We start from the raw sequence: 14761 nt of genomic DNA on the forward strand, positions 1-14761 counted from the left end.
ATGAAAGCCTTAAATATTCCGCATCGCGCTGCGCGCGCCATTGGTCAGGATCGGCAGGTCCGCCGCCGAGTGACAGACGCAGCAGATCATGTCCGACGGCACCTGATCTGAGCGCACGAAAAGCTTGATCCCATCCGGGTGGAGTACAATGGCTTCGGTCGAGAAATCCAGCGCCATATCCGCATCTGACGAAATTGCGATGTGATCGGCCTGATCGAAACAGCGCGCTGCCAATTTACACAGCGCGTCGAGCTTTTCCTGCGGCCATTGGTTATCGGCGCTGACCCGCAGCACAAGCCGGGTCTCCAGATCGCCGAACGCCGCGAGAGAGCAGCTCTCTGTCGCGGCGCGCAATGCGTCCAGACGATCGGATACTTTCATGCGAAACCTTCCTCGCGTATCGGTACTTTCATCTCTGCGATGCCTCCATCGGCGGCAAGAATGTGCCTTCGCGACGCGGCAGTCGCTCGGACCGGCTGCCATCCGACCGGACCCGGACACGTTTGGGCACGACACGTGGACCTTCCGCTTCGTCAGGTGCGGCCACGGGTTCGACGGCCTCGGGTGCGATCTCATCCTTTTCCTCGGCTTCGCCTTCCGCAGTCTTCAGCAACATTTCAACCAGATGCTCTGTAAACGCCCCGGCACCGCTGGCGTTCCATGCTTCGACATCCTCGTCCGCCTGAAGCGCCGATATCAGCGAAACCGGGTAGATCGCCGCAAAGAGATCGCCGGTCTCCTTGCGCAGCCTTGCCAAGACCCGGGCGCGGTCGCGTTCATTGGTCAGCTTGTCGATCTGGGTGACCAGAAGCAGGCTGTCGCCCCGGATCTGGTCGCGGATCTCTTTCCATGTTGCCGCTTCGGACTGACGCCATGCCTGCGTCGCATGGGTGCACCAGACCACGTGATCGGCTTCGCACATCACCGGCTGCCAGACCTCGGAGGACATGTTGGGGTCCGATATCCCCGGCATGTCGATGAGGTCGCAGAGATGGAGCGTTTCGGATTCCATCGACAGGCGGATCAGCCGGGTTTCCTCAAGATCGACCAGATCGAAATCGACAATATCGAAAGGGATTTCGGTCCCGTCATGCCGCTGCATCACCGCGGCCTCTGGCCCGTAGGTTATCCATACAGGCGGCAGCCGGGTGGCTGTTACTTTGGTTGGCAGTGGGCTGGCACCGAGAAGCAGGTTCGACAACGTACTCTTACCGGCGCTGAATTCCCCCATAAGGGCCAATCGGGGCTTGCGTTCGGGCATGTCGTCCATACTTGGCAGTCCTCTGTCGTGTCAGGCGGCGTATTGGGTCAGGGTGTCGAGCGCATGCTGAAGCTGGCTCTGACGCTGTGCCTGATCGCCATCGACAAACAGCTTCTGCAGATCGCCCGGACGGGTCTGTCCGGCGCATAGCCCGTCAAGAATATCGCTCTGCTCGGCGAGGAATTCGTCGAGCGCGGCAAGCGCGGCGTCGCGCACCTCGGCGGTCTGTACCGATTTCAACTGGACCATGAAATCCTCTGTCTCGGCGGCGATAAGAACTTGAAATTTCGAGGCAAAAGCCTTGTAACCGCGAGTCCGACGCCACCAGGATTTCCACCAGCCGTCCCGAAAGTCGAGCGCGATGGTCTGCCCCAATGCGACCGGCGCGGGTGTCTCTGGGGCCATTGGCACGCTCATCTGGATACCGCCGACCGCCGATCCGAAGGCCGCGAAATACAGTTCGGCCATATCCTCGACCACGGATTCAAAGCAGGTGTTGGTCAGCGTCTGCGCGCGCGTTCCAAAGACGGTAAATGCCGAGCGAAGCAGCATCCGGAGCCCCGTCGGGCTGTATTCCCAAAGCTCGTTTTCGCCGTAGCTCTCCAGATGGCTGATCAGCGAATGGGTCGCGCGCTGGATAAAGGTGGCATGGGCGCGGTCTGCCCGGCTTTGATAATTCTCAATCAGTGCCGAAAATTCGCGGCTCAGGTTATCGCGGTGACGCTGCGCGATGGCCTCAAAGCGCTGTCGCGCCTCGGCCGGTGCAAGGGTCTCTTCGCCCGTCTGCCCCTCAATCGTGATGGTTTCCGCGACTTTCAGGCTGCTGGCAACCGTCACGGCGGAATTGGCCACCTTGGCAAGCAGCGCCTCACCGCTTTCCGATATGATCCGTTCCGAAATCAGGCGAAACAGGGCGGGCACACCGGATAGTTCCCAGATCATCTCGGCCGGAGACCCGTGGGATTCGCTGCCGTCGAGTGCAACATCCGCATAGTTCAGGAGGGCGTCAGAGCTGAGCTGGGACATGTTCTGCAACCCGCCCGATAGCACCTTGTTAGCCCAGTAGGCGCTGCCGAATACAATCTCTGCCTCGGTCGGGCCGTTCTGGTCGATCAGGGTCTGGCGAATGCTCGCCTCAATCTCGGGGATTTGCTCACCGGGGTTCTGCAATTCGTCGATGCGGTTGACAAAGATCAGCACGTCGCGCGATTTCAGGTTCGATATCAGACGGATAAGCCCCATGTCGACCGAGGTTAGCGCCTGATGCGCCGACAGCACGACGACGCATAGGCGGCTTTCGCGAATCGCCTGAATTGTCACCTGTTCACGCATCATAAAGGTGTCGTTGACGCCGGGCGTGTCACGCAGGCACATGCGGAACGGAACTGTTTCGCAGTTCAAATACAGGTCGGCCGAGCGGGTGATATCGGCAAACCGGCCCTGATCTTCGTCCGCGTCACCATCGCCGAATTCGATATCGAAATCATCGCCGAGGCAGATGTAGCGTTCGACGAGATTCTTGTCGAAAAAGCCGTATTCATGTTCCTGCCCCAGAAGCAGTTCGAACTTGCGACCAAGACGCTTGCGCGATTTTTCCCGCATGGCCTCGATCTGTTCGCGGATCTGTTCCAACTCGCTCTCGGCCCCTGCCCGCCCGGCCAGTTCACCGATGCGCCCGCCTTTGGTCAGCAGCCGGTCCCATTCATCCTCGGTCATGAACTTGAACCGTGCGCCGATTTCCGAGCGCGCGCTGCCCGGCGTCAGGTGAAGCGAGGTGACCACCGATGTCCAAGGGTTGACGTCCGACGGCAAAAGATCGGACCAGCCCGCCATCGCATTTACCAGCGAGGTCTTGCCCGATTTGACCTGTCCCAAAAGCGTGATCGAAGGTTCGAACTCGGCGAGCTGACGGCGCATCCGATCAACGGAACGATTGCCGTTTTCCCCGGTCAGTTCAGACAGGTCATCCAGCGCCTGCCCAAGCTGGGCAATCCGGTCGGAAAAATCCGACAGTTCTTCGAGACCGGCACCGAGAAAGTCCGATCGTTGCGTCCCGCGGAGCTTTCTGGCCGAGTCGAAACTGGTGGGACTATTCATTACTTTGCCTTGCTTCATACAGTATGGCGTTGATCTTTCAGGGTTTCCCCCTTTTGCGCGAACCTCCCCAGCTCTCAGTCTCAGCCCCTTTCGTTACGAAACTATGTTTGAAATGAGGCCTATCCGAGGCAGGGCCTTAGGACTGTTTCGGTGCGCCCGCCGCGTGCGCGATTTCCTTTTTGAGTTGCAACAAGAGCGTGACCGCATCCACAGCCGCATCTTCATCCCGTTCCAACTGGAAGAGCAGCATCATTTCGGCGCTGTCTTCGGTATCGAGTTGCAGATCCTGCGCCATCAGGTCGCGCGGGTCGGTCGCCTGAAGCATCTCGGCAAGGCGGTTGGCCGACTCCACGCATTTGTTGAGGATTTTCTCGGCCTGCGGCTCTTTCTGATTGGCATATTCGGCCAGCATGTCATTGGCGCAATCCTGCAGCAGCTTGAGCGCGCTCTCCAGGGTTGGGTCCTTGCTGCCGGGCTTGACTGCGGCAGGGCGCACATCGGCGATGCTCGCGGGCAGGTTTACGATCCGGTCCGCTTCACGAACGAACTTGTTCAACAGCATCTGCGCCTGATCCATGTCCGCAGTACGGCCGTTTTCGATCTGCTGGGACACGCCGGACATCAGTTGTTCGCCGCCGCTCGATTTCCACAGCGCATGGTTGAGGTTCGGTCCAGCTGTGCGCGCGGTGATCGCCTGTTCCGTGGCAATCGGGTAAAGGCAGAGGAATTCCTCTGAAACAATGGGCTCCAGCTCTTCGATACGCTGTTGCAGCACCCCACGCATCATCTGCCGGTCGGCCATCGTCAGAACGAGAAAGCTGTGATCCTTGATATCATCCGGCACCCCGGCCCAGAGCCGCTGTTCGGTTTCGTCAAAGCTCTCGGTACACCACAGGACGATATCGGCCCATTGGGTGATCCAGTTGACCATCGAGGCCTGATGGCCCGCGTTATCGGTCAGCCCGACTTCGACGAAATTCTGACGCAACAGGGAATCGTCATCGAGTTCAACGCGGGCGCGCACCGTGTTTTCCGGTACGTCACGTGCCTGGAATTCGCCGCTGCGCCGAATGCAGGTGCCATCGTCGAGCTCGAACAGGGAGCGCGGCTTGAGACCATGCGCGATTTCGATCACCGGAATATCCTGCACCCTCGGGATCGCCTGCTGACCAAGCAACATGTTGATCAGCGCGGATTTACCGCTGCCGTGCATGCCGACCACGGCCACCTGAACCGGCTTGCGCAGATGATCGAGGAGTCGGGTGCCCCACTGGTGCCATTCACTCGGAAAGACATCGCCTTCGAGCGCGGATTGCAGACGTTGAACGACGGGCTCTAAAGGATGGCTCATCGTCACGCGGATTTCTCCATCGACAGCCGATAGGTCATCACGTTCCGCGAGTCTGTCTTGGATGAACTGGCCATGAACGCGAACCCGTTTCGGTTGCGGATGACGCGCTGTTCAGTGCCCTGCATGGCGCCGACAGAGACGGTTGGCTCTTCGAGTACTTCGCGCTTTTCGCTAACACGGATGACGCAGACCGAGATATTGTCCTGATCTGGGTCGTCGAGCGCTTCGATTTCGCGCAAGAGTACGGTCCCGATTTCGGCGCTGCTCCGGTCGGCATGGGCCGCGATCAGGTTAGAGATCTCCTGATCCGCAAGGAATTGCAGGCCATCGCTGGCGACAACGATGATATCGTCGGGATAAAGGCGGACGGGCTCCGCCGGGCAGTCGATCTGCGCGATGGGGCCACCGATCAGCACCGAGGTCAGGCAGTTGCGATCCGGGTGCAGCGCACCCTGCCGTGAATCCAGAAGCCCGTTATCGACCATGTAATTGATCTGCGGGCCCATCGAATGGTCTTCGTTCAACCGGGAGAGCTGACCGTCGCGGAATAGGTAAAGCGGTGAATCCCCGACTGAAATCCAGTGCAGGCTGTCCCCCATCAGAACAGGGGCCACCAGCGTGGTGCCCATGCCTTCGGTTTCAGGGTTCTGCTCGGCGTGAAAGCGGAGGCATTCATTTGCCCCAAGCACGGCGTTGCGCAGGATGTCTCCGATACCGGTCAGACACTCCGGGTCCCCGCCATTGAATTTCAGCTCGCTGAAAACTTCGGTCACTGCGATCTTGCTGGCGATGTCGCCGGCGGCATGACCGCCCATTCCATCGGCAAGGACGGCAAAGCCCATTCCGACACCAACCGGGAAATCACAGGCGATTGAATCTTCCTGATATTCCCGACGTCCCCGGCTTTGCGCCGAGGCCGCCTCGTAGCTCAGCTCAGCCAAAGGATACATGTCGCGGTTTATCCTCTTGAGATGCGGTCCAGTCGAAATCCTTGCCACAGAGGGCCACGAAACGCAGCGTTGTCTCGCCGATCCGGATCAGGTTGCCGGTGTCGAGCTCTTCGGTGCTGAGCACGGGGCGGTTATTGAGGCGCACGAGGTTCGCCTTGCCGCCATGGCCAAGGTAGAATTTCCGGCTTTCCGCGTCATAGGCGACGGCCGCGTGATTGGCCCGCGAGATCGAGTTGTCGCCGAAATCCAGACGTACGGCCTGATCTTCGCCGCGACCGATCTGTGCCACGCCGTTTTGCAGCGTAAAGCATGTACCGCGTCCGGGGCCGTTCACGATAATCAGCCAGCCGACCGGGAATTCCGCCTGGGTTGAACGAGGCGCCGGGCTTTCGGCAAAGGGATCAGCCGCCTGAGTTTCGTTGTTGCTGAACCCGAGCAGCCGGGTTTTGACACGACCTGCGCGGCGCGATGCGCGTCCAGCCGCAGGGGCTGGAACATCGACCGGCGAGGTTTCTGCCACTGGTGCCGCGACTTTCGGCTGTTCAGGCACTGCGCGGCGCAGGCGAGCAGTTTGCGGGGCTTCGGCGGTTTCGAGCGGCGCGGGCGCACGTACGGGGCGCGGTATGGCGCCGGTCCATCCATTTTCCATAGGAGCGCTGGCCTGCTCTTCTTCGTCGTCGTATTCCGGTTCCTGCACCTTGGCTTCCATCGCGGCAAAGCGGCGCAACAGCGCAACCCGGCGCTCTTCATCGGTGCGTTCCGGCGCAACCTGTTCGGCGACGGGCTCGGGCTCAACCTCTTCCGCAACAGGCAGAGGCTCGGAGGGTTCTTCCTCGTCCGCGAAGGCTTCTATTTCTTCGAGTTCATCCTCTGCGTCGAAAGCGTATTCCGATGTTTCTTCCTCGGCGGCAACCTGCGTTTCCTCACGCTGGGCAGAGAGGACAGACATGATGCCCGCATTGAGGGCGCTGTCGTCTTCTTCATCGAGTTCGGGTTCGAATTCATCCTCTTCGAATTCAAGCGTCTCGTCAGCCATCTCGGCTTCGATCCCGGCGGGCTCTTCGACAGGTTCGTCCTCGGCTTCGGCGTAGGCTTGCTCTTCGGCAAAGGCTTCTTCTTCCGAAATGCCGCCCTCTTCCGCGAGGCTCATCTCTTCCTCGGGCTCGTCATCGGTTGCGGCGACGATCCGGTCGAGGGTACGGGTGAACTCGTCCTCGGCCTCTTCGAGGTCGTCAACCTCTTCGTCGAACACGTCGAAATCGTAATCGGCATCTTCCTGACCGGCGTCATTCGCATCATCAAGATCGCTGAACAAGCCCTCTTCCGGCCCTTCGTCGGTTTCCTCGATTTTCGAAGCGGCGAATTCCGGCACCGCGACGTCTTCTACCTCTTCGATGGCTTCGGCGAGATGCTCTTCTTCCCGGATCACATCTTCCTCGACCGTGGGTGCCTTTGCAGCGGGGGTTTCCCGGAGCATACCGCTCAACCGGGCCGCATCGAATTCGAAGGAGTCGATGTCGCGGCGGGTAACCTTATCGCGGGGAACTAGGTCCTGCTCCCGGTCGCGCATCACCTCGGATAGCGGCGCGATGAATTCATCGGAGAGAACAAGCGTAGATTTCGCCTTTCCCGTACTGTTCTGCCCGCCGGCTGCGGCCTGCGCACGTTTTTCGGAAATAATGTCTCGAATGAATTTCATGCTTCGTATCCTTTAGTTTTGGATCGGCGACCAATTCGAAGAGCGACGGATTGGCAGGCAGGACGTAAACAATTTCACCAGCCCGGAACCGCCCGACGCCCTTGTCCCCTCAGGCTGGGCATCGTCCTGCACCGCGTCTGTCGCCTCTTCTTCTTGCACACGAGGTTTGATGGATTTGGGTTGCATTTGCTTTGGCGCGGTATTCGGGTGTTCGCCGTTCTCCCGAAGCCAGAAATCAAGGTTCTCGATTGGCGCGCCAAAGATATCGACCAATTCCTTGGGACCGTCTTCCAGTTCCTGATCGAGCAGACGCGCGCGTTTCCGCTTCTTTTTCCGTTCGGCCTGAAGCGCCGCGTCACCGGGCATGCCCTGCTGCACCTGCCGGTTGGTGTCTTCCACAAGCCGCGAAATCACGCGGGTCAATTCGACTTCGCTGCTGGGCTCTTCTATTTCTTCCTCAACCACCGGCGGCGGCGCGATATCGAGCATGCCCAGCCATTCAGCGGCCGACGCGATACGATCGCGCGGCAGAACCTCAAGCGCGCGATCGATGGTCTGCAATATATTAAAGTCGAGATCCCACCCGCCCGAGGCAAGCGGCACGTACGGATCAGCCTGATGCGCAGCCAGGGCGGCGACGCGGTCCTGGCTGTTGGGCGGCGCCTCTCCGGTGATCAGGTGATAAAAGGTCGCCCCCAGAGAATAGAGATCGCTCGACGCGCCCTGCGGCACATCGGTCAGGTAGAATTCATGGGGAGAGTAGCCATCCTTCACCGCAAGTAGGTTGGAAAGCGCGCGGTGTTCCTTGCCAGCGCGTTCGCGGGCCGCGCCGAAATCGATCAGGGTCAGATGATTGTCGGGGTCCAACAGGAAGTTATCGGGCGAGATATCGCGGTGGAGAATGCCGAGTTCATGAATATAGCTGATCGCCGTCAGCGCATCGCATAGCATCTGCGACAGGACATCGCCGGTCAGCCGGTCGGGGTTGGTATCCATGATCGCCAGCAGGTCTTCGCCCGGAACAACCTCCATCGCCATGTAGGCGGTGTTGTTTTCCTCGAACACCTGGTGGACGTGGACGATATTGGGATGATCCAGCTTGGCGACACGGCGCGCCTCGCGCAAGAAGTGCCGCAAAATGGATTGGCACTTGTCCGCGAGGTCGGGTGATTGCGGCTGGAGCTTGCCATCTACCCGGCAGCATAGCGCACCGGGAAAGCATTCCTTGATCACATATTGGCGGTCTAGACTGTCGCGTGCGAGGTAGGTGATGCCGAACCCGCCCTGCACCATGTACTGTTCGATAACGTACTGACCACGCAGCAGAGTGGTCCCTGCCGGCAGCTCATCGACCTGATCGTTATCCTGTGTGGACGAGGTATCAAACACGACCGTCAGCTCTCTCACCGAATCCAATAGTTGGTTCAGCCGCGACACGATCAGACATTAGACTGCGCGCGACCCCTACACGTTGCGCGGAAATTGTGTCCACAACGTGGTTCAATCGGGCCAATCGAATGACCTGCGCGCCCGCGAGCGGAAAAATGTTCATTCAATTGAAGCGGCCAGCATCACATTTATTAAAAAAAAGCGGTCTAAAATTGACGCTCCGGTACAACAAGAGGCGTAGATCATTGCCTTTTGTGCAAAGTTCGGAAACATTGGAAAGCCAATGATCACAGCCGGTTTCGAGCGCAATTCGTAGATTTATACTAAAAAACAGGGGTTGGCCGGATTGTCGCCACGATTTGGGCAAATTTCGCGTATAGCAATTAACCAGTTGAGTAATCCACGAGTGGAGAATACCGGTGAACGCAGAAAGTAATGTAGACAGCACATTTCAAGAAAAGCTGTCTCGCCGCGCCCGTCTTCAGGAAGAATTGCGTGTACTCGCAGTAGATGACGACCATAACATTCTTCAGCTGCTGAAGACTGCCCTATCCGCGTTCCACTTCAACATTTCCATATCCGATTCCGGGGCCAATGCTCTCAAGCTGATCGAGCGTCAGGAAAAGCCCTTTGATTGTTTCCTGCTGGACATCCAGATGCCGAACATGAACGGCATCATGCTCTGCAAGGAAATCCGCAAGCTTCCCGCCTATCGTCAGTCACCGATCCTGATGCTGACCGCGATGTCCGACCGGGAATACGTGGATCTGGCATTTGTAGCCGGTGCGACGGATTACGTGACCAAGCCGTTCGACTTCCTCGAACTGCGCAGCCGCATGTCGGCGGCTCAGCGACTTGTGCAGGAACGCCGCATCGCTGAAACCGCGCATTCGCGCAGCAAGGCGGCCAGCAAACCTAAATTCCCGCTGAGCGAGCCGGTTTCCATCGAGGGTATCGACCGCATCCTGCGCTATACGGAATTCGACAACTATATCATGCAGTTGTCGCAGGGCCGGATGTTCAATACCCATGCGGCGGCCGTGAAGATTGCCAATGTCGAGGAGATGCACGAACGGCTTTCAGTTGATGCGTTCGAGACTGTTCTGCGCGATGTCGCGCTTGCGATGGCAAACCAGACCAAAAAGACCGGCGATATCATCAGCTATCGCGGCGACGGGGTCTTCCTGATGGTGCGTCACAGCCGGTTCAGCGGCAATGGTCAGGATCTTGAAGACGATCTGAACAAGATGCTGCACACCCTTCAGGCGCAGCGCCAAGGCGCGAACGAAGCCAGCGTGATCACCGGTGACAGCGTATCCCTGCGCTCGCTGTCGAAATCCGGATCGCTTATGTCGATCAACCGGGCCATCGAGAGCGTGAACATGCGCGACCAGATCATGCGCGAAGAGCAGAATACGCCGCGCCGTCTGTATTCCGGCCCCAATGCCGCCAGCGAACCCGAGACAGTACGCAAGCGTCAGTACCAGAATGTTCTTCAGGAACTGTTCCGGGAAGAACCGTCCCTTCGCAACGACTAGCCTGCCGCGACAAGCGGCAGCGCCCCCGTATGACAGCGAACGCTTCTGGCGACCGAGTTCAACGCATATGCTATCATGATTTTATCCAGCGAAAACAATGTTTTCGCGCGGGCCAAACGCCCTGCCTTCTCTAAAGCCTTAGAAAAGACACCTTTCATTCGAACAGTAAACGCAATTATTAAGTATTAAATACAAAACCTCGTCATGGATCGAGCAGACAATGACTCTTGTTGACCAGAATACCGAAGTAGCTGACGCGGTTCCCGCGATGTCGCGGGAAGAACGCCAGATACGCGATTATTTTTGGGCAACGATGGGGTTGATCTGGCAGCGCCAGGCCATTTTTGGCGCGGCGGCCATCCTCACCATGTTCTATTTCGATCCGCTGAAATCGCTGGCCTGCTACGGCGCTGTCCTGTTCACAGAGCTGAACGATCTCATCCTATGCCGACGGGTGACCCGAGAGCCTTGGCTGTCCGAGAAAAAATGCCGGATGTACAAGCGCTGGATCATCTTCAACACGATCCTCAGTGCGCTTGGCATCTGCATATTCATTTTTATCGTTGCGCAACAACAAAGTATCGGCGGGCATTTCACGCCCCTGTTCTTCCTATTCGCGGCCGCGCTGTTCGCGGCGATGAACAACCACCAGATCTTCAGCGTGCTGGCGGTGCGACTATCCATCTATGCCGCAACCTTCTTTGCGATCGCGCTGATGGATATCTTTGTCGTGCGCCCGCCCCTGTCATCCGAGCTATGGCTTCATTTCTTCACGGTCGTCTTTGTTCTTTACTTCGTCATCGATTGTTCCTTTGTCTTCCTGAAATTTTACCGCAAGAACATGCGCCAGCTAGAAGATCTTCAGGCCGAGCATGAAAGGACAAAGGCCGCCTATCGCGTGAAGTCGCAATTTGTCGCGGTTGTGAGCCACGAGCTGCGTACGCCGCTCACGTCGATCAAGGGTTCGCTCGACCTGCTGAATTCGGGGGCGCTTGGCCCCCTGCCCGACAAGATGAAGCCGATCATGAACATTGCGGGCAAGAATAGTGCCCGGCTGGCAGATCTCATCAACGACATTCTCGATCTGCAAAAGATCGAAGCCGGCGAAATCCGCTATTCCTTTACCCCGCTGGACGTGCGCGAGCTGGTACGCGACTCGGTTGAAATGAACCGTGGATACGCGGATTCGCTCAAAATCGGTCTTGAGTACGAGATGGATGAACGAGACGAAGCCTATATTCGCGGCGACGCAAAACGACTGGCCCAGGTCATGTCCAACATGATCTCGAACGCGGTGAAATTCTCGAACAAAGGTGGCACCGTGGTAGTCGGTTTCCAACGCCACGACGATCTAGTCCGCATCACGGTCACCGATACCGGCCGGGGTATTCCCGAAGATTCCTACGAGAAAGTCTTTGGCAAGTTCACGCAGGTGGATTCGACCGATCAGCGAGAAGTCGGTGGCACCGGTCTTGGGTTGAGCATCTCGAAACAAATCGTGGAGCATCACGACGGGATTATCGACTACACCAGCAAGATGGGCAGCGGCACGACCTTCTACATCGAGTTCGCCTCCTGGTCCCAGGCAGAAGCGGCCTGATCGCTCTCAAGCGCGAGTAGGCACTCAACGACTCACGCTCTGCTTGATTCGGTGGCAAATACAGATTTGTTACCAATTCGTTGCACAACACTGTCAATTGATCAGAAACAATGCACAATAAGGTGCCGCGTGACGTGTGGTAATGTTGCCAATTGGCACACCAGTCTGAGATTGTGGCGAAAATATGTAGACGCCCTGCAACCTGAGCATCTATCAAGGATAAAAAATACTGAGGCATGAATGAAACATACTCGCAATGGCGTCGCACCCGAACCGCAGGCAAAGGTTTTCCCCGAGCTTGCTCCGTTTAGGGATGCCCTCAAGATACTTGAAGATGGCCGGCCCGACTTTCTGAGCCGGGCGGCAAAGACGTCTGATGCGAGTTCTGATGTTCGTCCTCTGGGCGGTCAAAATGAATTGCGCTCAGATACGCTGTCCTTTCTGAACATGGGCAATTACGGAAGCCTGCTTCCGAAATACATGATGGAAAGGAAATCCGTATTTATCGACCGGCTGGAATGGAAATTGCCGCATGTCGATTCAATGGAATTCGATCAGTATGACACCCCAATGTGCCGCTGGATCATTCTGCATGAAAATGGCGATGTCTATGGCGGGATCCGGCTATTGCCGACGACCGCTGTCTGCGGCACCTATTCTTACATGCTTCGGGATGGACAGCTGGGATATCTGCGCGATTTTCCGACCGATGTACTGTTTTTCGAAGCACCGGTTTCCGACACGATCATGGAAGCATCGCGCCTGTTTATCTCGGAACATGTCCCTGCCGCGCGGCGGAGCGAAGTCCAGACCCTGCTGATGCGCCAGATGGTCCTGACCGCACATGAGATGAAGGCCAATCACGTTATCGGCATTGTGCCCGCCGTATGGTCGCGCTGGCTGCGTCGACTTGGCCTTTATGCCGTGCCAATCGGACCGAAATTCACCATCGGCCGGACGACAAGCCAGGCTGCGCTTTTCAACATCGAAGACCAGCTGAAATGGGCCTGTTCGGTAGGTAACCCTCAGGAAAACTGAGCATACTTGGCCCCTCTGGGGGCCATCCGGACAGCGATACCAGTTAAGGACAGGCGCATTCGGCGCCCTCAGGCCGCTTTATGCGGCCTTTTTACTGTTGGCTAGACCTAGGCAATTGAAACTGCGCCAATATCAAAGAAAAAAAGTCAGGATTGACCGGTCTAAGTTTTTTTGTCAGGTATGGCGGAAAGAACCTGTGATCCGCCAGACAGACGGTTGGTCGCAGGTAGACAGCCCACGCTTTCGGGGACTGCCCCGGCACACGCGCCCAAAAGGACTAGTAATGCTTCGTACACTTCTCGCGACAACAGCCGTTTTCTGTAGCCTCGGAGGCGCGGGATTTGCGCTTGAAAAGTCAGAAGTCGTCGCAACCTACGCCGATATTGCCGAGGCGGGATATGCGGATAGCCTTGCAACGGCAAAGACGCTTCAGGATGCTGTCGATGCGCTGATCAAATCGCCTTCGGAAGACACGATGGCTGCGGCGCGAGAGGCTTGGCTGGCGGCCCGGGTGCCCTACCAGCAGACCGAAGTATTTCGCTTCGGCAATGCCATCGTCGATGACTGGGAAGGCAAGGTGAACGCATGGCCGCTGGACGAGGGTCTGATCGACTATGTCGACGCTTCTTATGGCGGGCCGACGGATGCGAATGAACTGGCCGCGTTGAACGTCATCGCGAACCCGGAAATCAACGTCGCGGGCAAGACAGTCGATGCAAGCACCATCACACCCGAGCTTATCGCGGACACCTTGAACGAGGCGGACGGCATCGAAACGAATGTCGCACGGGGGTACCACGCCATTGAGTTTCTCCTTTGGGGGCAGGATCTTAATGGAACGGAGCTGGGCGCGGGCGACCGCCCGTGGACCGATTATGCCAGCGGCGATGACTGCACGAATGAAAATTGCGACCGGCGCGGCGATTACCTGAAAGCGGCAACCGATCTCTTGGTAAACGATCTTGAATTCATGGTCGCGCAATGGGCCGATGGCGGCGAAGCCCGCGCCGAGGTGACTGCCGACGCCGACGCGGGGCTCGTCACGATGCTGACCGGGATGGGCAGCCTTTCGTACGGTGAACAGGCCGGTGAACGCATGCGGCTTGGCCTGATGCTGAACGATCCCGAAGAAGAGCACGACTGTTTTTCGGACAATACCCACAACAGCCACTACTATGACGGCAAAGGCGTTCAGAACGTCTATCTCGGCAGCTATACGCGCGTCGACGGCACTGTCATCGAAGGTCCCTCGCTAAGCGACCTCGTGGAAGCCGAGGCGCCGGATCTAGATAGCGAGATGCAGACGCGGCTGGACGAGACCATGGAGGCGCTTGGGGCGATCAAGACAGCAGCCGAGGGCGGTTTCTCCTATGACATGATGCTGGAGCGGGGCAACGAAGAAGGCGAGAAGCTGGTGATGGGCGGCGTCAACGCGCTGATCGATCAGACCCGGTCCATTGAGCGGATCGTGACCACCCTTGGTCTGGACGGCATCGCCTTTGAAGGTTCAGACAGCCTCGACAATCCGAACGCCGTTTTCCAATGAGCCGAACCGCCGCCCCGAATTTCATTGTTGAGCAACGTGGCCTTCTGATGCGTGATGCGATCTGGTGCGACTTTCGGGGAGCGAACGATGCGGTAGCAAACCGGTCATCTTTCGCGCCCTATACCGGCTACGACACCGACAGCCCGATTGCCGAAAGGATTGAATCCACCGGTATCGGACACAAGTTCGAGATTGGGATCATTTGTGGTGGCAAGCCTGCCGCTCTTGACCAAACTGGTCTCAAATCAAATGCCACCGGCGCGTCCGTCGCGTTCCACTCAGGAGTTTGAAC

At 57.8% G+C, this 14761-nt stretch carries 12 protein-coding genes; 5 read left to right on the forward strand and 7 right to left on the reverse strand.

The features are described from left to right. Positions 1 to 9: 9 nt before the first annotated feature. The 7 genes from MF268_RS00640 to MF268_RS00670 all read right to left on the reverse strand — a co-directional run bounded on the left by MF268_RS00640 (position 10) and on the right by MF268_RS00670 (position 8747). Positions 10 to 381, reverse strand: a complete 372-nt coding sequence (locus MF268_RS00640; RefSeq protein WP_238368984.1) for a hypothetical protein — start codon at positions 379 to 381, stop codon at positions 10 to 12. Positions 382 to 409: 28 nt separating this feature from the next. After that, positions 410 to 1270 carry a dynamin family protein gene (locus MF268_RS00645; RefSeq protein WP_238368985.1) on the reverse strand — a complete coding sequence of 287 codons (861 nt, stop codon included), beginning with the start codon at positions 1268 to 1270 and terminating at the stop codon, positions 410 to 412. Between the two features lie 21 nt (positions 1271 to 1291). Beyond that, on the reverse strand, positions 1292 to 3358 hold the full coding sequence (locus MF268_RS00650; protein ID WP_238368986.1) for a dynamin family protein: 2067 nt from the start codon (positions 3356 to 3358) through the stop codon (positions 1292 to 1294). 136 nt (positions 3359 to 3494) lie between these two features. Beyond that, a complete protein-coding gene (locus tag MF268_RS00655; protein ID WP_238368987.1) occupies positions 3495 to 4709 on the reverse strand; it encodes a dynamin family protein in 1215 nt (404 codons plus the stop codon). A gap of 2 nt (positions 4710 to 4711) precedes the next feature. Continuing rightward, on the reverse strand, positions 4712 to 5659 hold the full coding sequence (locus MF268_RS00660; RefSeq protein ID WP_238368988.1) for a PP2C family protein-serine/threonine phosphatase: 948 nt from the start codon (positions 5657 to 5659) through the stop codon (positions 4712 to 4714). Then, positions 5643 to 7358, reverse strand: coding sequence for an FHA domain-containing protein (locus MF268_RS00665; protein ID WP_238368989.1), 1716 nt, complete (start codon positions 7356 to 7358; stop codon positions 5643 to 5645). Before MF268_RS00665 ends, MF268_RS00660 begins: the two co-directional genes overlap by 17 nt. A 12-nt stretch (positions 7359 to 7370) precedes the next feature. Next, on the reverse strand, positions 7371 to 8747 hold the full coding sequence (locus tag MF268_RS00670) for a serine/threonine protein kinase (RefSeq protein WP_238368990.1): 1377 nt from the start codon (positions 8745 to 8747) through the stop codon (positions 7371 to 7373). A 419-nt stretch (positions 8748 to 9166) separates the two neighbouring features. Here MF268_RS00670 and MF268_RS00675 point away from each other — a divergent pair, with 419 nt between their 5' ends. The 5 genes from MF268_RS00675 to MF268_RS00695 all read left to right on the forward strand — a co-directional run bounded on the left by MF268_RS00675 (position 9167) and on the right by MF268_RS00695 (position 14759). Continuing rightward, positions 9167 to 10285: a response regulator gene (locus tag MF268_RS00675; RefSeq protein WP_238368991.1), complete on the forward strand. Its 1119-nt coding sequence runs from the start codon at positions 9167 to 9169 to the stop codon at positions 10283 to 10285. 220 nt (positions 10286 to 10505) lie between these two features. After that, on the forward strand, positions 10506 to 11885 hold the full coding sequence (locus MF268_RS00680) for a sensor histidine kinase (protein ID WP_238368992.1): 1380 nt from the start codon (positions 10506 to 10508) through the stop codon (positions 11883 to 11885). Positions 11886 to 12125: 240 nt separating this feature from the next. Continuing rightward, a complete protein-coding gene (locus MF268_RS00685) occupies positions 12126 to 12923 on the forward strand; it encodes an acyl-homoserine-lactone synthase (protein WP_238368993.1) in 798 nt (265 codons plus the stop codon). 283 nt (positions 12924 to 13206) lie between these two features. Continuing rightward, entirely contained in the window at positions 13207 to 14469 is a 1263-nt protein-coding gene (locus tag MF268_RS00690; protein WP_238368994.1) for an imelysin family protein, read from the forward strand. After that, complete coding sequence (locus tag MF268_RS00695; protein WP_238368995.1) at positions 14466 to 14759, forward strand: hypothetical protein; 294 nt, start codon at positions 14466 to 14468, stop codon at positions 14757 to 14759. The genes MF268_RS00690 and MF268_RS00695 overlap by 4 nt, the downstream gene beginning before the upstream one ends. Positions 14760 to 14761 lie beyond the last annotated feature (2 nt).

Source organism: Heliomarina baculiformis (genome assembly GCF_019966545.1).
Taxonomy (GTDB): Bacteria; Pseudomonadota; Alphaproteobacteria; order Rhodobacterales; family Rhodobacteraceae; genus Heliomarina; species Heliomarina baculiformis.